The sequence below is a fragment of the Nocardioides acrostichi genome, assembly GCF_015319165.1.
Classification (GTDB): Bacteria; Actinomycetota; Actinomycetes; order Propionibacteriales; family Nocardioidaceae; genus Nocardioides; species Nocardioides acrostichi.
In genome coordinates, this window is the sequence record NZ_JADIVZ010000014.1 from 32690 (window position 1) to 53196 (window position 20507).

18 protein-coding genes, 1 pseudogene and 1 riboswitch are annotated in these 20507 nt (G+C 72.1%); of the genes and pseudogenes, 14 read left to right on the plus strand and 5 right to left on the minus strand.

Annotated features, from left to right (window positions below; genetic code table 11):
* The first annotated feature begins 44 nt into the window (after positions 1-44).
* From ISG29_RS18575 to ISG29_RS18585, 3 genes are read left to right on the plus strand one after another with little or no spacing between them, the layout of a single operon-like run.
* Positions 45-2210 (plus strand): RecQ family ATP-dependent DNA helicase, encoded by a 2166-nt coding sequence (locus ISG29_RS18575; RefSeq protein ID WP_194504953.1) that lies wholly within the window; start codon positions 45-47, stop codon positions 2208-2210.
* A gap of 43 nt (positions 2211-2253) precedes the next feature.
* On the plus strand, positions 2254-2910 hold the full coding sequence (locus ISG29_RS18580) for a hypothetical protein (RefSeq protein ID WP_194504954.1): 657 nt from the start codon (positions 2254-2256) through the stop codon (positions 2908-2910).
* A complete protein-coding gene (locus ISG29_RS18585; RefSeq protein WP_194504955.1) occupies positions 2901-3521 on the plus strand; it encodes a hypothetical protein in 621 nt (206 codons plus the stop codon). Before ISG29_RS18580 ends, ISG29_RS18585 begins: the two co-directional genes overlap by 10 nt.
* 13 nt (positions 3522-3534) lie before the next feature.
* Here ISG29_RS18585 and ISG29_RS18590 read toward each other — a convergent pair whose 3' ends face one another.
* Both ISG29_RS18590 and ISG29_RS21770 read right to left on the minus strand, forming a co-directional pair.
* Positions 3535-4023 (minus strand): glutathione peroxidase, encoded by a 489-nt coding sequence (locus tag ISG29_RS18590; RefSeq protein WP_194504956.1) that lies wholly within the window; start codon positions 4021-4023, stop codon positions 3535-3537.
* Positions 4020-5246: an MFS transporter gene (locus ISG29_RS21770; protein WP_194504957.1), complete on the minus strand. Its 1227-nt coding sequence runs from the start codon at positions 5244-5246 to the stop codon at positions 4020-4022. Before ISG29_RS21770 ends, ISG29_RS18590 begins: the two co-directional genes overlap by 4 nt.
* Before the next feature lie 58 nt (positions 5247-5304).
* Between ISG29_RS21770 and ISG29_RS18600 the strand changes: the two genes are divergently transcribed.
* From ISG29_RS18600 to ISG29_RS18625, 7 genes and pseudogenes are all read left to right on the plus strand, one after another.
* Positions 5305-6369, plus strand: a complete 1065-nt coding sequence (locus tag ISG29_RS18600; protein ID WP_194504958.1) for an ArsR/SmtB family transcription factor — start codon at positions 5305-5307, stop codon at positions 6367-6369.
* A 9-nt stretch (positions 6370-6378) separates the two neighbouring features.
* Positions 6379-9183, plus strand: a complete 2805-nt coding sequence (locus ISG29_RS18605; protein ID WP_194504959.1) for a DEAD/DEAH box helicase — start codon at positions 6379-6381, stop codon at positions 9181-9183.
* A 10-nt stretch (positions 9184-9193) separates the two neighbouring features.
* Positions 9194-9862, plus strand: a complete 669-nt coding sequence (locus tag ISG29_RS18610; RefSeq protein WP_194504960.1) for an SWIM zinc finger family protein — start codon at positions 9194-9196, stop codon at positions 9860-9862.
* 254 nt (positions 9863-10116) lie between these two features.
* Positions 10117-10398 (plus strand): annotated as a pseudogene (locus tag ISG29_RS21910) (tetrahydrofolate dehydrogenase/cyclohydrolase catalytic domain-containing protein); the annotation flags it as partial.
* 65 nt (positions 10399-10463) lie between these two features.
* Complete coding sequence (locus ISG29_RS20550) at positions 10464-10961, plus strand: hypothetical protein (protein WP_207793338.1); 498 nt, start codon at positions 10464-10466, stop codon at positions 10959-10961.
* A gap of 162 nt (positions 10962-11123) precedes the next feature.
* Positions 11124-11495 carry a P-loop NTPase family protein gene (locus ISG29_RS18620; protein ID WP_194504961.1) on the plus strand — a complete coding sequence of 124 codons (372 nt, stop codon included), beginning with the start codon at positions 11124-11126 and terminating at the stop codon, positions 11493-11495.
* A 188-nt stretch (positions 11496-11683) separates the two neighbouring features.
* Positions 11684-11762: riboswitch (ZMP/ZTP riboswitch) on the plus strand.
* Positions 11750-12898, plus strand: a complete 1149-nt coding sequence (locus ISG29_RS18625; protein WP_456237969.1) for a 5-aminoimidazole-4-carboxamide ribonucleotide transformylase — start codon at positions 11750-11752, stop codon at positions 12896-12898. It overlaps the preceding riboswitch by 13 nt.
* Before the next feature lie 18 nt (positions 12899-12916).
* Here ISG29_RS18625 and ISG29_RS18630 read toward each other — a convergent pair whose 3' ends face one another.
* Positions 12917-13576 carry an FAD-dependent monooxygenase gene (locus ISG29_RS18630; RefSeq protein ID WP_194504962.1) on the minus strand — a complete coding sequence of 220 codons (660 nt, stop codon included), beginning with the start codon at positions 13574-13576 and terminating at the stop codon, positions 12917-12919.
* A gap of 169 nt (positions 13577-13745) precedes the next feature.
* Between ISG29_RS18630 and ISG29_RS21915 the strand changes: the two genes are divergently transcribed.
* Positions 13746-13985, plus strand: coding sequence for a hypothetical protein (locus ISG29_RS21915; protein WP_407940243.1), 240 nt, complete (start codon positions 13746-13748; stop codon positions 13983-13985).
* 306 nt (positions 13986-14291) lie between these two features.
* On the opposite strand, the gene ISG29_RS18640 is transcribed toward ISG29_RS21915, so the two are convergent.
* On the minus strand, positions 14292-14651 hold the full coding sequence (locus ISG29_RS18640) for a sigma factor (RefSeq protein WP_194504963.1): 360 nt from the start codon (positions 14649-14651) through the stop codon (positions 14292-14294).
* A 152-nt stretch (positions 14652-14803) separates the two neighbouring features.
* Here ISG29_RS18640 and ISG29_RS18645 point away from each other — a divergent pair, with 152 nt between their 5' ends.
* Positions 14804-16282, plus strand: a complete 1479-nt coding sequence (locus tag ISG29_RS18645; RefSeq protein ID WP_194504964.1) for a protein adenylyltransferase SelO — start codon at positions 14804-14806, stop codon at positions 16280-16282.
* A 33-nt stretch (positions 16283-16315) separates the two neighbouring features.
* Here the strand turns inward: ISG29_RS18645 and ISG29_RS18650 are convergent, their stop codons facing one another.
* Entirely contained in the window at positions 16316-16861 is a 546-nt protein-coding gene (locus tag ISG29_RS18650) for a TetR/AcrR family transcriptional regulator (protein WP_194504965.1), read from the minus strand.
* Between the two features lie 62 nt (positions 16862-16923).
* On the opposite strand from ISG29_RS18650, the gene ISG29_RS18655 reads away from it, so the two are divergent.
* The gene (locus tag ISG29_RS18655; RefSeq protein WP_407940244.1) at positions 16924-18462 is read left to right on the plus strand and encodes an acyl-CoA carboxylase subunit beta; all 1539 of its coding nucleotides are present in this window, start codon (positions 16924-16926) and stop codon (positions 18460-18462) included.
* A 127-nt stretch (positions 18463-18589) separates the two neighbouring features.
* Positions 18590-20503: an acetyl/propionyl/methylcrotonyl-CoA carboxylase subunit alpha gene (locus ISG29_RS18660; RefSeq protein ID WP_194504966.1), complete on the plus strand. Its 1914-nt coding sequence runs from the start codon at positions 18590-18592 to the stop codon at positions 20501-20503.
* The last annotated feature ends 4 nt before the right edge of the window (positions 20504-20507 follow it).

Consider the following 20507-nt stretch of genomic DNA (forward strand, 5'->3'; position numbering starts at 1 on the left):
ACGACGTGCGCGCGCTGTCGGCGTCCGCTGGTAGAGGTAGTGCCATGAGCGCACCCGCAGGCACGGCCACCCGTGAGGCAGCCGAGGCACATCTGCGCGCCCTGGTCGGCCGCGACGACGCCCGGTTGCGTGACGACCAGTGGCGGGCCATCGAGGCCTTGGCCGTCGATCGGCGTCGGGCGCTGGTCGTGCAGCGCACCGGCTGGGGCAAGTCCGCGGTGTACTTCGTGGCCACCCTGCTGCTGCGCGAGGCCGGTGCGGGCCCGACCGTCATCGTCAGCCCGCTGTTGGCCCTCATGCGCAACCAGATCGCTGCGGCCGAGCGGGCGGGCATCCGCGCGGCCACCATCAACTCGACCAACATCGGCGACTGGGAGCCGATCCAGGAGCAGATCGCGGCCGGCCAGATCGATGTGCTGCTCGTGAGCCCCGAGCGGCTGAACAACCCCGGTTTCCGCGATGAGGTGCTGCCCCGACTCGCCGCCACCTGCGGCCTGCTCGTCGTCGACGAGGCGCACTGCATCTCCGACTGGGGCCACGACTTCCGCCCCGACTACCGGCGCATCCGCACCCTGCTCGACGACCTGCCCGACGGCATCCCGGTGCTGGCCACCACCGCCACCGCGAACGCGCGGGTGACCACCGACGTCGAGACCCAACTGGGCTCGGTCGGGCGCGATGAGGTGCTGGTGCTGCGGGGCTCGCTCGACCGGGAGTCGCTGCGGCTGGGCGTCGTCCGACTCAGCACGCCCGAGCAGCGGCTGGCCTGGCTGGCCGACCACCTCGCCGAGCAGCCCGGCTCCGGCATCGTCTACTGCCTCACGGTTGCCGCCACGCAGGAGGTCGCCGACTACCTGCGCTCGCGCGGCCACGACGTGCAGGCCTACTCGGGCCAGACCGAGACCGGCGAGCGCCAGGCGCTCGAGCAGGATCTCGCGGCCGGGCGGCTCAAGGCGCTGGTGGCCACCAGCGCGCTCGGCATGGGCTTCGACGCCAGCCTGGGGTTCGTCGTCAACCTGGGCGCGCCGAGCTCGCCGGTGGCCTACTACCAGCAGGTGGGTCGTGCCGGCCGCGGTCTCGACGCCCGCAGCGAGCAGGCGACCGTGGTGCTGCTGCCGGCCACGGAGGACAAGGACATCTGGGCCTACTTCGCCTCCCTGGCCTTCCCACGTGAGGAGGTCGTGCGCGAGACCCTGGCGGTGCTCGCCGAAGAGGGAGCACCGATGAGCACCGCCGCGCTCGAGACGCGGGTCGAGCTCAACCGTTCGCGCCTCGAGGTGATGCTCAAGGTGCTCGACGTCGACGGCGCGGTGCGCCGGGTGCGCGGCGGCTGGGAGTCGACCGGGGCGGAGTGGGTCTACGACGCCGACCGCTACGCCCGCGTGCGCGAGGCTCGGGAGCGTGAGCAGGCCGCGATGGTCTCCTATCTCGGCACCGACGAGTGCCGCATGTGGTTCCTGCGCGACCAGCTCGACGACCCGGAGGCCGTCCGCTGCGGTCGTTGCGACAACTGCGGCGGTCTCGACCTGCCCACCTCGGTGGCCGCCGACTCCGTCGACGGGGCCCGTGAGCGGCTCTCGCGGCCGGGGGTTGCGCTGTCGCCCCGCAAGATGTGGCCCACCGGTCTCGACCGCGTGCCGAACGCCGAGTCGCTGGGCATCGCGGGCCTCAAGGGCAAGGTGCGCGAGCAGGCGGCCGAGGGTCGGGTCGTCGCCCGGCTCACCGATCTGGGCTATGGCGGAGCCCTGCGCGAGCTGTTCCGCGAGGGGCCCGACGGGCCGGTCGACTCAGCCGTGCCCGGCCCTCTCGTCCAGGCCGTGATGGCCGTCGTGAAGGACTGGCGCCCGGGTGTCGACGACGGTCAGCGCATCGACGCGATCGTGGTCGCCGAGTCGGTCTCGCGCCCGACCCTCACCACCGACCTGGCCGACGGGCTCTCGCGGTGGCTCCAGATCCCGGTGGCCGGCCACTGGGCGGTCGTCGATCCCGACGTGCCGCCCGGGCGGGGGGCCGTGAACTCCGCCCAGCGGGTCGCGGCCGTCGCGCGCCGCTGTGCACTGCGCGCCGACCCCGGTGCGCTCGAGGGTCGCTCGGTGCTGCTCGTCGACGACCTGGTCGTCACCGGCTGGAGCCTCGCGCTCGCCGCCCGGGCCGTGCTCGCGGCGGGCGCCGTCGCCGTCCACCCACTGGCGCTGGCAACCTCTGGCTGACCCGGCGCGTCCTACCGGTCAGTGCCCGCCCCCGAGGAGACCCATGCGCCGCACCCCCGCTCTGCTCGTCGCCCTCGCCGTCCCGCTCGTCGGGTCGGCGTGCGGGGGTGACCCCACCGCAGTCGGTGGCTCGACGGCCGCCTCGCCCCAGGCGCTGGCGGCCGCCTTCATCGAGCACTACGGCCACGACCCAGTGGCGGTGGCGCCGCTCACGCCGACCGATTGGCAGATGAACGGGGCCGAGCTGGGCGTGGAGATGGCCTTCCGCGCCGAAGACGGCGACAACACCCACGTGCGTGTCACGTCCGGCCGGGGCACAGCGCCCCGCGATGAGGGCGAGGATCCGTGCCACTACCTCGAGTGCGACGACGTGAGCACCGACGACACCCGCGCCACCCTGATCTGGGAGCCGGGTGACCCCGAGGAGGATCCCGGGGTGATCGTCGCTCGCGGGCAGCGGTCGGACCAGTACCTCGTGGTGTACGCCAACGGTCCGCTGGTCACGCAGAAGCACGACACACGCGAGCTCACCGAGCTCGGCGAGGCGGTCGCCGCGACGGCGACCGACACGGGCGCCGGTCTCACCACCACCCGGGCCTACGCCGAGGCCGGCAACGCGATCCCCGACGGCGTCTGGCTCGACTGGTACGGCCAGGGCAACGGCTCGCCCAAGCCCGAGGACTACGTGGAGTGGCGCTGAGCGCGCTGCGCGTCCGGGTGGCCGGCCTCATCGTGCTCCTGGCCGGGGTGACCGGCTGCGGGGCGGGGGAGGCCCAGGTGTCGACCGGGACAGGTGTCGCTGCCGGCTCGCCGCGGGCGCTGGCCGCGGCGTTCATCGCGCACTACGGCGAGGATCCCGCCACGGTCGAGCCGATGCCTCCCGACGCCGTCGACCTGAACGAGAGCGCGATGGGGGTGGTCCTCGAGTTCCGCGAGCGGGGCGGGCCTCGCACCTATGTGCGGGTCATCGTCTCCCGGCACCCGTTCGACGTCGCCGAACGCGCGTGCTCCGATGACCAGTGCGACGACGTGGGTTCCGGCGGCGCCCAGGCCATGCTGATCTGGAGCGTGGGCACGCCCGAGGAGGATCCCGGGGTCGTCACCGCCGAGGCGCACCGCGGTGAGGTCTACGTGCTGATCCGTAGCGACGGGCCGTTCGTCCCCGCCGGGCACGACACTCCTGAGGTCGAGCGCCTGGCCGATGCCGTGGTGGCGACCGCCAACGACCCGGCGGTCGGTTTCACCACGAGCCGCACCTACGCCGAGGCGGGCCGGGCGCTGCCCGACGACGTCTGGCGAGCGACTCGCTGACGAGCGGCCCGGCTCAGGCCAGCTGGGCCTGGATCGCGGTGACCAGCCGGGCGTCGTCTGGTTCGACGCCGGGGCTGAAGCGCGCCATGACCGTGCCGTCGGCCGCCACGAGGAACTTCTCGAAGTTCCACTGCACGTCGCCGGCCTCACCGTTCTCGTCGGGGGTCTCGGTGAGCTCGGCGTAGAGCGGGTGCCGGCCCTCACCGTTGACCTCGATCTTCTCGCTCATCGGGAACGTGACGCCGTACGTGGCCGAGCAGAACTCGGCGATCTCCGACGACGACCCGGGCTCTTGGCCGCCGAACTGGTTGCAGGGCAGGCCGACGACGGTGAACCCGTCGCCACCGTAGGTCTCCTGGAGCTTCTCGAGACCGGTGTACTGCGGGGTGAGTCCGCACTTGCTGGCCACGTTCACCAGGAGGGCCGGCTGGCCGCCGGTGAGGTCGCCGAGCGTGCCGGCGGAGCCGTCGAGGCGGGCGAGGGGCAGGTCCAGGATGCTCATGCGTGCATGCTGCCACGCGCTCGCTGCTCGTCGTTGTGGCGGGCGCTGGCGGGGGCGGAGCGGCGCAGCGCAGGCGTGAGGAGCGCGGAGACGAAGAGGGACGCCGCCGCGAGCAGCGCCATCGTGAGATGTGCGTCGAGCACCTCGGCGATCGCGCCGCCGAGCGCCGCCCCAGTGGCCTGACCGATCATCAGGCCGCTGCCGGCCAGACCGAACACCTGGCCGCGGTTGGCCGGGTCCGTGGTGTGCACCAGCCGCTCCTGGAGCGGCAGCGAGGCGCAGTAGCCGACCGAGGCGACGAACCCGAGCACCAGCGCGACCGGCAACCCGGGGTCGAGAGCGAAGCCGAGATAGGGCAGTGCGAGCAGCAGCCGCAGCGGTGTGACGACACGATCGCGGTGGGTGGGCGGCACCAGGCGGCCCATCACGACGTCACCGGTCAGCATGCCGGCGGCCGTGACGGCGAAGAGCAGCCCGGCGGCGTCCACACCGCTCTCGGTGCTGAACGGCAGGAACAGGGCCTCGCACCCGACGATCAGTCCGTTCGGGATCCACAGCGCCAGGTAGACGGGCCGGGTGACCGGCGAGCCGAGCAGGTGGCGGTTGACGGCGCGGGTGCGCTGCACGAGTCGGCCGGAGGGCTGCGTGCCGGGGCGCTCGCTGATGCCGAATCGCAGCAGCAGCACGACGGCGAGCGCACCGCCGGCCGCGAGGAGGAAGACCGCGCTCACGGGGAGGTGGGCGATGAGAACCCCGCCCGCGGCGTACCCGACGACCTGCATCACGCCGACCGCGAGGTTGAGCGTCGCGCGCCCGAGCACGAAGCCGTCGTCGGGCAGGATCTGGTGCATCAACCGCATCGTCGAGCCGCTGGTGGCCGAGCCGGCGAGGTAGGGCAGGGCGAGGATGACCAGGCGCGACCACCACGGCAGGTGCGGGATCGCCTGGAGCAGGCAGGCGACGCCGTACGCGGCCGGCATCACGAGACTGGCGCGGCGCACGCCGAGCGAGTCCGACGCCCCGAGCACGGTCGCGGAGCCGAGCATGGTGATGAGCGGCCCGCCGAACAGCACGAGTGCGGTGAGCAGCGGACTCGCGGTGGCCGCGTAGGTGATGCTGGCCAGGGCCAGCGACTGGAGCGAGACCACTCCCATCGTCACGCAGCGCACGATGAAGAGCACCCGGAACTCGGGATAGGAGAAGACCTCGCGGTAGGTGCGCACCCGACCATGCTGTGTCAGCCTGGGGCGAGGTGGCCAACGTTTCGGGAGAGGGCGAAACATGGGTGATTGGCTGGTGTCGGCCGACCTGCTCGCGCATAGCCGTTTCACGCTCTCGCCCTTGGCCGAGACCACCGCCGCACTCACGGTGCTGACGGGGCCGCGCGGTCCGTGGCAGCAGGCGTTCCATGCCACCCATGCCGCGGCTTATGAGGCGATGCTCGCCGAGCATCCCGTGCGCCGCGAGCTCGGCGAGCGGGCGTGGCGTCCGCGACGAGGCACGGCGCCCGGGTGGATGGCCGACTTCCTCTCGATCGCGCCGGAGCGTGCCGGCGCCACGTTCGACGACGAGATCGACCTGCTCGGCCGGGAGTGGAGCGACGAGCGCATCCGGGCGGCGCTGGTCGAGGTCCGGCCCGGCCCGCTGGCAACCTTGCTGATGCGCGACGGATTGCGGGAAGAGCTCGAGGCGCTGCTGCGGTGGGTGTGGACGGCGACGCTCGAGGCCGACTGGCCGCGTCGCTCCCGCGTGCTCGAGGCCGACATCTTGAGTCGCACCACGCTGCTGGGCTCGCAGGGCTGGGCGGCCGTGGTGGCCAGCCTGGGCCAGCGGCGCGCCTGGCTCGGCGAGGGACGGCTGCGGATCAACGGCTACGACCTGCCCGACCGCGACCTCTCACGGGCGCGACAGCTGTGGTTCGTTCCGGTGCACTCGAACGGCTCATGGGTCGCCTGGCAGGAGCCGGAGCGCTACGCCATCGTTTACCCGGTCACCGGTGCACTGGCCCCGCCCGACGGCGCCCGCGGGGGCGAGTCCGCGCTGGCTCGGCTGCTCGGCGCGAACCGTGCCCGGGTGCTCGGCGCCCTCGATGACCCGCGCACCACGAGCCAGTTGGCCGCCACGACGGGGCTGCCGCTGGGCACGGTGGGTGGCCACCTGCGGGTGCTGTTGGAGTCCGGCCTGCTGCTGCGGCGCCGGGCCGGCCGCGAGGTGCTCTACTGGCGCACCGAGACCGGCGACGCACTGGTCGCCTCGGGTGGTGCATCGGGTGGTGCATCGGGTGGTGCATCGGGTGGACGCTCCGATGTGGCTGACGGTGGGCCGGATGTCGGGGGCCGCGGCTAGGTTCGACACGTGAGCTTCGTCCCCGTCACCGGCACCGCCCGGTTCGTGTCGGGCACACCGCCGCGCGAGAGCTGCGTCGAGTTCCGCGACGACCGCCGCACCGTGTCGTTGCCCATCCGGGGAGCGCTGCCGATCCTCACCAAGGCGCACCGGCGCGACGACCTGCACCCCAGCGTGGCCCTGCTCTCGGGTGCCGCCCTGCTCGGTATGCGCTTGGTGGCTGCCGGGTCCATCGAGCCGGCCGATGTCGGTCCCGGTCAGCCGCCGGCCTGGCGGGCGGGCCCGTTGGCCAGCGACGACCACGACCGCATCCGCATGTTGGCCGCCGCCCAGGCGCACGACGAGCTCGACGCCGCCGACGCCGAGAGCGTCGTCCGGGGGCTGCTCGATGCGGTAGCCGACGCGATGCCGCGGGGTGCGCCGACAAGCCGCACCCGGGCCACCGCAGTGGGCGTGCGTCCGGCCGCGCCCACCCCCGAGCAACAGGCGCAACGGTCGGACTTCCGACGCCGCCTCGAGGCGAAGATCGACCGGCACCGCCATGCGGGCAATCTGCCGCACCTGGTCACCGTCTCGCTGCGGGTCGAGGCCGACGAGGAGGAGTTGGTGGCGGGCGCCGTGCGGCTGGTGCCGCAGGCGCACGACGAGCAGAACCCCCTGCACCTGGCCGACGTCGGCGCGCTGTGGCTCGACGAGCCGGCCGAGCACGGGTTCGGCGACCGTGCCCGCACTCACGCGACCATCGCGCTGCGCACCGCCGCGGAGGCCTGGCCCGTGCTCGACCGGCTGCTGGCCCAACGCGTGCCCGACGAGATCACGCTCGACGGCGACGAGATCGCCGACCTGCTCGAGCACGGCGTCGAGGCGCTGAAGGCCCGCGGGGTCGACGTGCTCTGGCCGCGGAGCCTCGGCCGCGACCTCACCAGCCGGGCCGTGCTCGACCGCGGTCGCAGTCAAGGCAGGCGCGAGGATCTGCTCCAGACGGGGCTGTTCGGGCCCGACGCGATGTTCTCGTTCTCCTGGCAGGTCGCGTTGCACGGTGACCCGCTCACCGACGACGAGATGGAGCAGCTCGCCAAGGCCGCTGCCCCGATCGTCAAACTGCGCGGCACCTGGACGGTCGTCGACCCGGGCACCGCTCGTCGTGCCCGGCGCCGGATGGTGCGGCAGGTCTCGGCGGGCGAGGCCCTGGCCGCCGCGCTCACCGGGGTGGCGGCGGCCAAGCCGGGGGAGGAGCCGCTGGCCGAGGTGATCGTGGGCGCCAGCCTGCTCAAGATCCGCGAGCAGCTGAGCGGCCTCACGAGCGCCGAGCCGGTGCCCTCGCCGTCCGGGCTGGAGGCGACGCTGCGCGGCTACCAGCGTGAGGGGCTGACGTGGCTGGCAGGGCTCACCGAGCTGGGCCTGGGAGGCTGCCTGGCCGATGACATGGGCCTGGGCAAGACGCTCACCCTCATCAGCCTGCACCTGCACCGGGCCGAGCGCGCTCGGGCCGGCGGTGCCACCACGGCGCCGACGCTGGTGGTGTGCCCGACGAGCCTGCTCGGCAACTGGGAGAACGAGATCCGCCGGTTCGCGCCGGGCGTGCCGGTGCGCCGCTTCCACGGCAGCGAGCGCTCGCTCGCGGGGCTCGACCCGTCGCAGCCCGCCCTCGTCGGCGATGAGGCGGACGGCGACCCGGGCTTCGTGCTCACCACCTACGGCACGATGCGCGTCGACACCACCGGCAAGGCGCCCGAGCGCGCCCTGGCCGCCGTCCCGTGGGGGCTGGTCGTGGCCGACGAGGCGCAGCACGTGAAGAACGCCCGCTCCTCGACCGCGCGCGGGCTGCGCACGCTCGGCGCGCAGGCGCGGGTGGCTCTCACCGGCACCCCGGTCGAGAACGAGCTGGCCGAGCTGTGGGCGATCCTCGACTGGCTGGTGCCCGGCCTGCTGGGCAGCCGGCAGGCGTTCCGCAAGGTGTGGGCCGCGCCGATCGAGTCCGGTGCCGAGCCGGCCAAGGCGGCGCAGTTCGCCGACCTGATCAGCCCGTTCCTGCTGCGCCGCCGCAAGTCCGACCCCGGCATCGCGCCCGAGCTGCCGCCCAAGACCGAGACCGACCACCCGCTCGCGCTCACCCGCGAGCAGACCGTGCTCTACGAGGCGTTCGTGCGCGACACCATGGAGCGCATCGAGCGCGCCGACGAGCACGCCCGTCGCGGCCTCGTGCTCGCGCTGCTCACGGGCTGCAAGCAGATCTGCAACCACCCCGCGCACTTCCTCAAGCAGGGCACCACCCGCATCGCCGGCCGCTCGGAGAAGATCGACCTGCTCGACGAGCTGCTCGGCACCGTGCTCGCCGAAGACGGCGCGGCCCTGGTCTTCACGCAGTACGTCGCCATGGCGCGGCTGCTCGAGACGCACTGGACCGCCTCGGGCGTGCCGCACCAGTTCCTGCACGGCGGCACCCCGGTGCGCGAGCGCGAGGCGATGGTGCGGCGCTTCCAGAGCGAGGGCGACGACCGGGTGCCGGTGTTCCTGCTCTCGCTCAAGGCCGGCGGCACCGGCCTCAACCTCACGCGCGCCGAGCACGTGATCCACGTCGATCGGTGGTGGAACCCGGCGGTCGAGGACCAAGCCACCGACCGCGCCTACCGCATCGGCCAGACCCTACCGGTGCAGGTGCACCGCATGACCACTCGCGGCACCATCGAGGAGCGGGTCGCCCAGCTGCTCGAGCGCAAGCGCTCGCTCGCCGAGGCCGTGCTCGGTCGCGGTGAGGCCGCCCTCACCGAGCTCTCGAACGACGAGCTGCGCGACCTGGTCACCTTGCGGTGAGGCGGCACTGATGGCCGGACGCCGAGCGAGCTGGTGGTCACGCGCCTGGACCCGGGCCATCGAGGAGTGCGTCTACGAGCAGCGCGACCTCACCCACGGACGCCGCATCGCACGGCAGGGCCTGGTCGGCGGCATCCGCGTCGTCCCGGGCCGCGCCATGGCAGCGGTCGAGGATCCGCGCGGCCCGTTCGCCGTGACGATCGAGGTGCCCGCGCTCGACGCCGTCGCCCAGGAGGCGCTCGTCGAGGTGCTCGCGGCCCAGGCGGGTCGGCTGGTCGCCCTGCTCGCCGGCGACCTGCCGCACGACCTGGTCGAGGCCATCGAGGAGGTCGGCGTCGAGCTGCTGCCCTACGGCGGCGAGCTGACGGCGTCCTGCTCCTGCGAGCCGTGGGTCGACCCGTGCCGGCACGCCGTCGCCGTGCTCACCCGGCTCGGCACGATGCTCGACGCCGACCCGCTGGTGCTGTTGGCCCTGCGTGGCCTGCGCCGCGAGGATCTGCTCGCAAGGGTGCACGCGGCCGCCGGCCCCGACGAGCCGACCGACGCCGGTGCCACTCTCGAGGAGGTCGACGACGTCGACCTGGCCTACGACGCCGTCGTGCGCGCCGTCCGGCTGCTCCACTTGCTCGAGGCCGGCGAGCGCGACGAGACGGATCCAGACCTCACGCACCTGCTCTGATGCCGAGGTGCGGGCCCCTGGCCTCGCCTCATGAGGCGCCGTTACCGGGACGCTCTGCGGACAAGGCTTGCGGGGCGGGGACGGGAGCTGGCGCTCGGTGAGCTGCAGCATCGCCGCAGGTGGTTCGGCTTGCGGGACAAGAAACCACGTGCGCCTGCGCCCCTTTCATGCCCGATGAGCGGGCGTCTCTTTATGGCCAACGCCTGCCACTGGAGAGTCACCGGGCATCATCTTGACTCGTGTCAGCCCTCATGATGCCCGGAGCCCCCGTTGCCAACGCCGTGCTCGCCGACGTCTGTGCCCGCGCCACGGTTCTGGTCGCTGCTGGCCACGTTCCCGGCCTGGCCACTCTGCTCGTCGGTGACGACCCAGCCAGCGCTGGATACATCCGGATGAAACAAGAGAAGGCCGCCGAGCTGGGCTTCACTTCTCCGCATGTGCACTTGCCGAGCAGTGCCACGCAGGCCGACGTGCTCCCGGTGATCTCGGACTTCAATGCCGACGCGGCGGTGGACGCCATGCTGTTCCAGCACCCTGCGCCCGGCACATCGACTACGACGCGGCGCTCGCGACGGTCGACCCCGACAAGGACGTCGACGGTATGCAGCCGGTCAATGTCGGGCGTCTCGCTCTCGGGCTGCCTGGGCCGGTCGCATGCACTCCCGCCGGTATCGAGGCGCTGCTGGCCTACTACGAGATCCAGGTCGCCGGCCAAGACGTCTGCATCAATGGGCGGGGTGCCACCATTGGTCGTCCGCTGGCCCTGTTGCTCTCCCAGAAGCGGGACACGGCGAATGCCGCCGTCACCGTGGTTCACACTGGGGTTCCAGGTTGGGCTGAGCACACTCGCCGCGCCAGCATCGTCATCGCTGCCGCGGGCGTTCCAGGGATGATTCGCCCCGAACACCTGACCCCCGGTGTCACCGTCGTTGGCGCGGGCGTGCGCTACGAAGGGCGACGTCTGCTGCCCGATGTTGACGAGTCCTGCGAGGCCATCGCCGGTGCCATCACGCCCCGACTCGGCGGAGTCGGCCCGACCACGATCGCCATGCTGTTCCGAAACGCGGTCGAGGCAGCCGAGCGCCACGCGAGAATCTGAGCCCCTCGAAACGCCCGGATCTGCCTGCGGGCTCAGGCGATGTGCGGATGGAATCGTCGATCGGCGGTGAGCCGGCTGAGTCGGTGCTTGTGGGACAGTGACGTTGATGAGTGATGCCGCCCGGGGCCCGATAGGACGCCGGTTCATCTTCACTGGCATGGCATGGCAGGGTCGGGGAAGACCACCTTCGCCCTTGCGCTCGCTGCCAAGACCGGCTTGCCGGTCATTCATCTGGACCTTCACTTCTGGAAGCCCGGATGGGTTGCACCGTTGGAGACGGAGTGGCGCGAGAAGCAACGCCGCGTGTTCGCCGCCGATGCCTGGATCGCCGACGGCAATTACGACGAGACGCTCGCTGTCCGTCTCGAACGCGCGGACACGGTGGTGGTTCTCGACTTGCCCTGGTGGCTGTGCGCGGGACGCACGCTTGTTCGCGGCTTTCGCATGCCGGGCGAGCTGCCCGCAGGGTGCGACTATTCTTCCTGGCGGCGGTTGCGCGACGAGTGGCGATTGGCCGCCCCTCGTCTGCCTTAATCACCAGTTAGAACCGGCCCGCGAACGCGAGATTATCTCGCAGCACGGGGAGCATGTTGCCCTTCACGTGCTCAGGTCCAAACGGGCGGTCAGGGAGCTCCTCGGCTGACACTTGACGTCTGATCAAGACGCACTTCTATGCCGCGATCCTCTCGTAGCCGATGACGGTGAAGTTCGCCATGGGGATAATCGCGGGAGACGACTGGCGTTGGGTGGGTGACCACCAGGGAGTTGCGTCGGAGCGCATCGACCGCCTGGGTGCCTCCTCAAACGAGGAGCGTGGCATGCGGTACGGAATGAATCCCCACCAGGCGGCCCGGGTGGTCGGCGACGCGAGGCACGTTCGCGTCCTGAACGGCGAACCGTCTTTGATCAACTGGCTGGATTTGCTGAACGCCTGGATGCTGGTCCGTGATGTGCGTTGCGCGGTGGGCCAGCCGGCGGCGGCGTCTTTCAAGCACGTCTCGCCAGCTGGGGTCGCCGTCGCCGGGCCGATCGACCCGTGCGCCGCCGAGCTGTGGCGTGTTGATCGAGGTGCGAGCGGCTCACTGCTGTCGGCCTACGTCCGGGCACGCGATGTCGACCCCAAGTCGTCCTTCGGGGATGCGATCGCGTTGTCCGAGCCATGCGACGTCGCGACCGCGCAGTTCATCGGTCAGGTCATCGCCGACGCGGTCATCGCCCCAGGGTTCGAACCAGAGGCGCTCGCCATCCTGAACCGGAAGAAGACGGGCAGGTTCCTGGTCGTTGAGGTGGACCCGAGCTACGACCCGCCGCAGCATGAGGCGCGCGAACTGTTCGGAGTGCGCCTGGAGCAGGAACGCGATGACGCGACGCTCGGCGCCGACCTCGACGAGACACCGTTTCGGAACGACGCGCTGCTCGGGCTCGCCACGCTGCGCTACACCCAGTCCAACTCTGTGTGCGTGGGGAAGGACGGCATGGTGCTCGGGATCGGCGCCGGCCAGCAAAACCGGGTGGACTGCACCCGCCTTGCGGGCACAAAGGCACAGACGTGGTGGCTTCGACGCCACCAGATCATCCAGGCGCTGCACGCGCCAGACCTGCCCAGACAGGACCTGCTCAACTGGCAGATCCGATTCGCCGAGCAGACCCTCACCCGCAACCAGACCCAGCAACTTGCCCGACTGTTCGGTGCCGAGGTCCTGGCCGACTACCGCGACCCGGGCTGGCGGCTGGAGTGGGCCGCACGCTGGTCTGGCCTGGTGATGTGCTCGGACGGGTTCATACCCTTCCGCGACAACGTCGACCTGGCCGCCCAGCTAGGGGTGACAACGCTCGTCGAGCCTGGCGGGTCAGTCCGGACCTCGGAGGTTGCCGCCGCCGCGGCAGAGCACGGCATCGTTCACGCAACCACCGGACTGCGCCTGTTCCACCACTGACATCTCACGAGCGACGGCCTACGAACGTGTTCTCTTCCGGCCGGTCCGCGGGTATTGCGTTGCCGATAAGGGATCGTCGGAGGCGATAAGGGGGACGAACCAGTACGCCATGTGGATCCCGGTGCGCCAGTAGGGATCCAGGCCGTCGGGGAGGAAGGCTCGGCGGATGCGGGAGCTCTGCCCGTCGGCTCCCACCAGTAGATCGAAGCCCTCGCTGGTGCCGTCGGAGAACCGTGCGGTCATCTGGCTGTCGTCCTGGTCGAAGCCAGCCACGCTCACGCCGAAGCGGTACTCGACGTGGTCACGGGTCGCATCGTTGAGGATCCGCACGAGGTCGCCGCGCATGATCTCGTACTCCGAGGTGAGCGTCTGGCGTCCCTTGCCCGAGGTGTTGGCCATGATGGTCGCACGCGGCTTGCCGTTGGCGTTCACAAACGCGACGCCGGGCTCGTCGACCAGGTTGTTCTTGAACTCCCCGAGCAACCCCATGGCGTCGGCGGCGTCGATGCCCTGCCCTCTCAGGTCGACCTGGGCGCCGTAGGCGCGCAGTTCGGGGAACCGTTCGGCAACCACCACACGATGGCCACCGCGCGCCAGCCAGAACGCGAGCGCCTGTCCAGCAACTCCAGCGCCGGCGATGAGGACGTTCAGCGGACGCGACTTGGGCCCGATACTCATCGCAATCCACTGCGACAGCACCGCTGCCCCAGCCTTCGGACGACTGGCGAGAGTGGTTCCTGGAGAACACGCGCAGCTTGCGACGGACGCTGCTCCTCCGCGCGACGGTGCGCGCCTGCACGCCGGCATCCTCCCCGGCGGTGACGACCTAGGCAGGATCGCCCACAAGATGGCGTTCCTGGCGGCCTCAGGCGTTCTGGAAGCAGACGCCCAGATGGCGATGCTCGCCGCCAGCCGCTACACCGTTGGGTGTGTCCTCGAAGAGCAGGCCGACGGGCCCGTCGACGTCGACGCACGGCAACTGATCATTCCGCACATCGACCACGACGCAGCCTTCGAGGCCGGCCTGACGCTGATCCTCCACGGCCTCGTGGCACGCCTGCAGGCACAGGCCGACAGCAACCGCTAGAAGCAGCAAGGCGCCGCAAGGGTCTGCCCCCGGTCTGGTTGACACTCCGGCGTGTCAACCAGACGCGGGGCAGACCCCTCCAGGTTGTCACCAACTGCGGATGCGACGAGCGCGGATTGCGGTCGGCAGCGTAGCGGCGCGGCGGGCCTCCAAGACGCCGCCTGCTGGACCAACGAGCTGACCTGCCGCCGAGCGGGTCGCCGCGCACTGCGATTCCCCAGTGCCAGGGACGGGTCAGCGTGATCTCCGCCAGCGGTGGCAGGGCGCAAGCGTGGTGCGGCTGGTCTCACCGGTTCCTCGCACGTGTCACGCCACCCGTTCGCGCGGGGTGAGCCGGTCGAGCACCACGTGCAGGGCCGCTCCCACGGTGTCGGCCAGCGCCATCTCGTCGAGCACCTCCTCGGCCGGGTCGGGTGCGCTACAGCCCGGATCGACCTCCGGTGCGGGCTCGGGGGTGCGGCGGCGCAGCTGGTCGAGGCAGAGTCGCGTGGTGACCGTCGTGAGCCAGCCCGGCGGGTTCTCGACGGCGCTCGCGTCGGTGCCGTGCAGTCGCAGCCACGCCTGCTGCACGACGTCCTCCGCCTCGGCGGGGTCGCCGAGCACGCGTGCGGCGAGACGGGTCAGTCGCGGCCGTTCGGCCTCGAACGCGAGCGTGGGGTCGGGCATGCGCCGCTCCTGGATCGATGGTGGCTCTCACGAGGGTGACGCATGCCGGAGCCCGGGTGTGACAGCGACGGCGACGTGCGCGCCGTCGCCTCCGAGCCCTCGCCCACGCCGAGGGCGGGGCCGGCCAGCCGTCGCGCCCGTAGCGTGGAGACATGACCATCGCGCTGGGCACCCGCTTCGCCGACGCGTTCCCCGAGCTGGCGGTGCCGTGGCAGGGCGAGGAGGCACCCGCCCCGAGCCTGCTGCTGCTCAACGAGCCGCTCGCCGCCGACCTGGGCCTCGAGGTCGGTTGGCTGCGCAGCGACGAGGGCCTCGCGTTCCTGCAGGGCCGCCACGTGCCGGACGCCGCCCGCCCGGTCGCACAGGGGTACGCCGGCCACCAGTTCGGCGGCTACTCGCCCCGACTCGGCGACGGTCGCGCGCTGCTGCTCGGCGAGCTGACCCTGGCCGACGGGGGTCTGCGCGACCTGCACCTCAAGGGCTCGGGGCGCACGCCGTGGTCGCGCGGCGGTGACGGCCTGGCGGTGGTGGGTCCGATGCTGCGCGAGTACGTCGTGTCGGAGGCGATGCACGCCCTCGGCGTGCCCACGACCCGCTCGCTCGCGGTCACGGCCACCGGGCGCGACGTCCGGCGTGAGGTGGTGCTGCCGGGCGCCGTGCTGGCGCGGGTGGCGAGCAGCCACCTGCGGGTCGGCACCTTCCAGTACGCCGCCGCGATGGTGGCCGCCGGGCAGGCCGACCTCGACCTGCTGCAGCGGCTGGTCGACCACGCGATCGCCCGGCATCACCCCGACGCCGGCGAGGCGGCCAACCCGGCGCTGGCGCTGCTGGAGGCGGTGTCGAACGTGCAGGCCGAGCTGGTCGCGCAGTGGATGGGCCTCGGGTTCGTGCACGGCGTGCTCAACACCGACAACGTGCTGCTCTCGGGCGAGACCGTCGACTACGGGCCCTGCGCCTTCCTCGACGCCTTCGACGCGAGCGCGGTGTTCAGCTCGATCGACGAGCAGGGGCGGTACGCGTTCGGCAACCAGCCGAGCATCACGCAGTGGAACCTCTCGCGGTTCGCCGAGACGCTGCTGCCGCTCATCGCGCGAGACAGCGGGGGTGACCAGGACCAGGCGGTGGCCCTCGCCGTCGAGGTGCTCGAACGGTTCCCGGCGCGGTACGGCGACGCCTACGCCGCGCGGATGGCGGCCAAGCTCGGACTGCCGGTGACGGCTGGTCGCCCGGGGGAGGGCGTCGTCCCGATCGTCGAGCAGCTGCTGGCGCTGCTCCAGGCCGAGCACCCCGACCTCACCGGGTTCTTCCGCGACCTCTCCTCCGCCGCGCGGGGGAACCTCGACCCCGCCCGCGACCGGTTCGTCGAGCGCACGGCGTTCGACGCGTGGGCCGAGCAGTGGCTGCGCCGGGAGCCCGACGTCGACGCGATGGACGCCGTCAACCCGGTCTACATCCCGCGCAACCACCTGGTCGAGCAGGCGCTCGACGCGGCGACGTCCGGCGACCTCACGCCTGTCGAGACGCTGCTCGAGGCCGTCACCGACCCCTTCACCGAACGCCCCGGCCTGGAGGCCTACACCCAACCCGCCCCCGACTCCTTCGGCCGCTACGTCACCTACTGCGGCACGTGAACGCGGCCGGGGTGTGGGGACTACCGCCCCCGCTCAGCCACCCAACGCCGCCAGGGCCATGCCGGTGAGCAGGGTGCGCATGTCGTCGTCGGGCAGCAGGCCGGAGTGGGGGGTGGAGTTGATGAGTCCGAACGCGGCGTGGGCGGCGGCCCGGGCCCGATCTCGGGTCATCGAGGGGCCGCGACGGCACAGCTGCTCGGCCCAGATCTCCACGTAGGCCAGCTGCAGGGTGCGCACCTCCTCGCGGGCGGCGTCGGGCAGGGAGGACCAGTCGCGGTCCTGGACGACGATGAGCGCGCGGTGCTCGAGGGCGAACCCGACGTGGTGGTCGACGAGGGCGGCGAGCACGTCGTCCGGATCGGTGTGCGCGGCCGCGGCGGCCCGGCCGCCGTCGAGCAGCCACCGGCTGATCGAGACCAGCATCTCGGCGAGCACGGCGTCCTTGCCCGCGAAGTGCTTGTACAGCGCCGGGCCGGACATGCCGCAGGCCGCGCCGAGGTCGGCCACCGACACCCCGTGGAAGCCGCGCTGGGCGAACAGCTCCGCCGCGGTGTCGAGGATCTGCTGGCGCCGGCTCACGGCGACAGGTTAGCGGCCGTTAACCGTGGACGGCTCGGTTAACGATCGCTAACCTTGGCGTCGTGAGTCACCTGATCGAGCTCGTCGACGAGCTCCGCGAGCGCCTCGCCACCGCCCGGCTCGGCGGCAGCGAGCGGGCCCGCGAGAAGCACACCGCCCGCGGCAAGCTCCTGGCCCGTGACCGGGTCGACCGGCTGCTGGACCCCGGCAGCCCCTTCCTCGAGCTGAGCCCGCTGGCCGCGCACGGCATGTACGGCGAGCCGGGGGAGACGCCGGTGCCGAGCGCCGGAGTCGTCACCGGCATCGGCCGCGTGCACGGCCGCGAGGTGCTGGTCGTGGCCAACGACGCCACCGTCAAGGGCGGCACCTACTACCCGATGACGGTCAAGAAGCACCTGCGCGCGCAGACCGTCGCCGCCGAGAACCGCCTGCCGTGCGTCTACCTCGTCGACTCCGGCGGGGCGTTCCTGCCCATGCAGGACGACGTGTTCCCCGACCGCGAGCACTTCGGCCGGATCTTCTTCAACCAGGCGAACATGAGCGCCGCCGGCATCCCACAGATCGCCAGCGTCATGGGCTCGTGCACCGCCGGCGGCGCCTACGTGCCGGCGATGAGCGATGAGACCGTGATCGTGAAGGAGCAGGGCACGATCTTCCTCGGCGGGCCGCCGCTGGTGAAGGCCGCCACCGGTGAGGTCGTGACCGCCGAGGAGCTCGGCGGGGGCGACGTGCACGCCCGCCGCTCAGGCGTCGTCGACCACCTCGCCGCCGACGACGCGCACGCGCTGGCCATCGTGCGCGGCATCGTCGACACCCTGCCGCGCAGCGCCGCCGGACCCGCCCCGTGGGAGGTCCGTGAGCCCGAGGAGCCGCTGGAGTCGCCCGACTCCCTCTACGACGTGGTGCCCGCCGACGTGCGGACGCCGTACGACGTGCGCGAGGTGATCCGCCGCGTCGTCGACGGCAGCCGGTTCACCGAGTTCAAGCAGCTCTACGGCGAGACCCTGGTCTGCGCGTTCGCCCACGTCTACGGCCACCCGGTCGGCATCGTGGCCAACAACGGCATCCTCTTCAGCGAGTCCGCGCTCAAGGGCGCGCACTTCGTCGAGCTGTGCAACCAGCGCGGCATCCCGCTGGTGTTCCTGCAGAACATCTCCGGCTTCATGGTCGGCCGTGAGTACGAGAACGGCGGCATCGCCAAGGACGGCGCCAAGCTCGTCACCGCGGTCGCCACCAGCGTCGTGCCGAAGCTGACGGTCGTGATCGGCGGTTCGTACGGCGCCGGCAACTACGGCATGTGCGGGCGGGCTTATGACCCACGATTCATGTGGACCTGGCCGAACAGCCGGATCTCGGTGATGGGCGGTGAGCAGGCCGCCAGCGTGCTCGCCACGGTCGCGGGCCGCCCCGACGACGACGCGTTCAAGGCGCCGATCCGCGCGCAGTACGAGCAGCAGGGGTCGCCGTACTACGCCACCGCCCGGCTCTGGGACGACGGCATCATCGACCCCGCCGACACCCGGCGCGTGCTCGGCATGGCCCTCGCCACCTGCGCCAACGCGCCCGTACCCCGCCCCCAACCGGCCCTCTTCCGGATGTGATGAAGCGAGCAGCCGGGCGCGAGGCACGAGCGGTCGGCGTCCGCGAGACCAGGTTGAGCAAGCCCCGCGGTCGAGGGACGAGACCGCGACGGGTGCGTCGAAACACAAGGAGAATGACGGAGACCCCATGACAGGCATCGAGAAACTGCTCATCGCCAACCGCGGCGAGATCGCGCTGCGGGTCATGCGCACCGCCGACGAGCTCGGCATCGCCACCGTCGCGCTCTACACCGACCTCGACCGACGCGCCCCGCACGTGCGCGCGGCTGGCGAGGCGATCGAGGTGCCCGGCTACCTCGACATCGAGGCGGTCGTGGCGGCTTCGGTGACGACCGGCGCCGACGCCGTGCACCCCGGCTACGGCTTCCTCTCCGAGCGCGCGCCGTTCGCCCGTGCGCTGGAACTGGCCGGAATCCGACTGGTCGGCCCGAGCGCCGACGTCATGGACCTCATGGGTCGAAAGGACGCCGCTCGCGAGGTCGCCGAGCGCGCGGGCGTGCCCGTCGTGCCGGCCTACGACCTGGGCGCCGACCCGGCCACGTTCACCTACCCGGTGCTCGTCAAGGCCGCCGCGGGCGGCGGCGGCAAGGGTATGCGCGTGGTGCGGGAGGCCGCGGACTTCGACGAGGCCCTGGCCGCCGCCCGCCGGGAGGCCGCCAGCTCGTTCGGCGACGACGCGATGATCGTCGAGCGCTACGTCGAGCGCGGCCGCCACGTCGAGGTGCAGGTGATGGGCGACGACCACGGCGATGCCGTGCACCTGCACGAGCGCGACTGCTCGGCGCAGCGGCGCCACCAGAAGGTGCTCGAGGAGGCGCCGGCCCCCGGGCTCGACGACGTCACCCGCACCCGCATGCACACCGCCGCCGTCGACCTCGCGCGACAGGTCGGCTACTCCGGCGCCGGCACCGTGGAGTTCCTGCTCGACCCCGCCGAGCATGGCGGCACGGGCGACTTCTACTTCCTCGAGATGAACACCCGGCTCCAGGTCGAGCACCCCGTCACCGAGGCGGTGCACCGGCTGCGGGGCGAGCCGGTCGACCTCGTCGCGATGCAGCTCGACGTCGCCGCGGGCGGTCACGTGCCCGCGCAGTCCGAGCTGACCCTCACCGGTCACGCGATCGAGGCCCGGGTGTACGCCGAGGACGCCTTCGGCGGGTTCCTGCCGCAGGCGGGCACCGCGACCGTCGTGCACTGGCCGGAGGCGCTGGCGGGCGTCCGCGTCGACCACGCGCTGGAGTCGGGGCAGGTGGTCTCCACCTCGTTCGACCCGATGCTCGGCAAGGTGATCGCCGCCGGTGCCGACCGAGAGGCGGCCCGCGAGTTGCTGGTGCGCGCACTGGCGGACACCGCGGTCTTCGGGCTGGTCACGAACACCGGCTTCCTGCACTCGCTGGCCTCGCACGACGCCTTCCGCGACGTGGGAGCCCCCGGAGGCCTCGACACCGCGTGGCTCGACCGGAACGAGCTGGACGCCCCCGACGAGGCTCCCGCCCTGGCCGCCGCCGCGGTCTCCCTGCGGGCAGAGCTGGCCTCCTCGCCCCACGGTGCCTGGCAGCCCGACGCGTTCCGGATGGGCGGACCGGTCGGGCCGCTGGTCGAGGACGGCCGGGTGCTGCCCGCTGCCGGCTGGTCGACGGTGCCGGAGACGCTGCCCGACGGCCTGAGCCGGGTGTCGACCTTCCCGCACGAGATGCCCTCCTTCGTGCGCCGCAGCACGGCGGGCACCGAGGTCGTGCACGCGGGGCAGTGGTTCGACCTGCGGCCCGGCTCGCAGTCCCATGTCGACGAGGCGGACGGCGACCTCGTCGCCCCCATGCCAGGCACCGTGCTCGACGTCCGGGTGGCCGAGGGCGAGGCCGTCACCGAGGGGCAGGCGCTCGGCGTGCTGGAGGCGATGAAGATGGAGCTCGCGCTCAAGGCGCCCTACGACGGCACCGTCACCACGGTGGCCGCCGAGGTGGGGCGCCAGGTGCCCCTGGGGCACGTGTTGTTCCACGTGGAACCAGCCCACGCCGAGGCAGACGGGGGCGGGCAGTGACCGG

What these genes read in the sequence shown, in the direction of transcription:
- ISG29_RS18600 (WP_194504958.1), top strand. Translation starts at nt 5,305, where the DNA reads ATGGGTGATTGGCTGGTGTCGGCCGACCTGCTCGCGCATAGCCGTTTC.
- ISG29_RS18575 (WP_194504953.1), top strand. Translation starts at nt 45, where the DNA reads ATGAGCGCACCCGCAGGCACGGCCACCCGTGAGGCAGCCGAGGCACAT.
- ISG29_RS18645 (WP_194504964.1), top strand. Translation starts at nt 14,804, where the DNA reads ATGACCATCGCGCTGGGCACCCGCTTCGCCGACGCGTTCCCCGAGCTG.
- ISG29_RS18630 (WP_194504962.1), bottom strand. Translation starts at nt 13,576, where the DNA reads ATGAGTATCGGGCCCAAGTCGCGTCCGCTGAACGTCCTCATCGCCGGC.
- ISG29_RS20550 (WP_207793338.1), top strand. Translation starts at nt 10,464, where the DNA reads ATGCAGCCGGTCAATGTCGGGCGTCTCGCTCTCGGGCTGCCTGGGCCG.
- ISG29_RS18640 (WP_194504963.1), bottom strand. Translation starts at nt 14,651, where the DNA reads ATGCCCGACCCCACGCTCGCGTTCGAGGCCGAACGGCCGCGACTGACC.
- ISG29_RS18610 (WP_194504960.1), top strand. Translation starts at nt 9,194, where the DNA reads ATGGCCGGACGCCGAGCGAGCTGGTGGTCACGCGCCTGGACCCGGGCC.
- ISG29_RS21915 (WP_407940243.1), top strand. Translation starts at nt 13,746, where the DNA reads ATGGCGTTCCTGGCGGCCTCAGGCGTTCTGGAAGCAGACGCCCAGATG.
- ISG29_RS18580 (WP_194504954.1), top strand. Translation starts at nt 2,254, where the DNA reads ATGCGCCGCACCCCCGCTCTGCTCGTCGCCCTCGCCGTCCCGCTCGTC.
- ISG29_RS18660 (WP_194504966.1), top strand. Translation starts at nt 18,590, where the DNA reads ATGACAGGCATCGAGAAACTGCTCATCGCCAACCGCGGCGAGATCGCG.
- ISG29_RS18620 (WP_194504961.1), top strand. Translation starts at nt 11,124, where the DNA reads ATGGCAGGGTCGGGGAAGACCACCTTCGCCCTTGCGCTCGCTGCCAAG.
- ISG29_RS18590 (WP_194504956.1), bottom strand. Translation starts at nt 4,023, where the DNA reads ATGAGCATCCTGGACCTGCCCCTCGCCCGCCTCGACGGCTCCGCCGGC.